Here is a 762-nt window from a genome sequence, read left to right on the forward strand (position 1 = left end):
CAGCATGGAAGGCGCCAGCGACCAGCTGCTGGTGAGCGGCTTCTACAACACCGTCAACATCTCCGGCACCGATGGCACATCAAGGCTCTATGGCTACGGCCACACGGTCTCGGTCTCTTCCAGCAACACGACACAAACGCTTTATGCCTACAACGACACGATAGGCGTCAGCGGCAATGGTCTCACGCTGAACTTCATCACCGATCCAAATCCAGGCAACCCATCCGGCAGCAACCATCTCACCGTGACCGGTAGCGGAGACACTATCTCTCTCGTGGGGCCGCAAAATACCGTGGACTTCACCGCCTACAGCACGAGCCTCAGCCTTACTCTGAGCAGCAGCACCGCCAACGTTACCGGCTTCAACGACACCGTCGCAGTTGCTGGTGGCAGCAACACGATAAACGTCTCTGGCGACAACACCAGCCTGACCTTGTCTGGCACGAACGACAGCGTGACGTTGAGCGGGGTGAACGACACGTTGGTTTTCGGGTCGAACAACACAAACCTGAGTGTGACGTCGACCAACAACACCATTCAGCTGACTGGCGGCAACGACGTGGTGACTATTTCGGGCGACAACAATGCCGTCGCCTTCAGCGCCAGCAATACGAGCCTGACGCTGACTGCCAGCAACAGTCTGAACGCCTATCAGGTCAACAATTCGATTGATCTCCTGGGCAGCAACGACAGTGTGACCCTGGCCACTCACAACGAGAGGGTGACCGTCATAGGCGACAACGACACCGTCGTGGTTGCCCA

At 57.5% G+C, this 762-nt stretch carries 1 protein-coding gene; it reads left to right on the forward strand.

Features of this window, described 5'->3' with window-relative positions; genetic code table 11:
• Positions 1-762, forward strand: a 762-nt coding sequence (locus tag DPM33_RS35615; protein ID WP_167449332.1) for a calcium-binding protein, incomplete at both ends; no start/stop codon positions are given.

This window comes from Mesorhizobium hawassense, assembly GCF_003289945.1.
Taxonomy (GTDB): domain Bacteria; phylum Pseudomonadota; class Alphaproteobacteria; order Rhizobiales; family Rhizobiaceae; genus Mesorhizobium; species Mesorhizobium hawassense.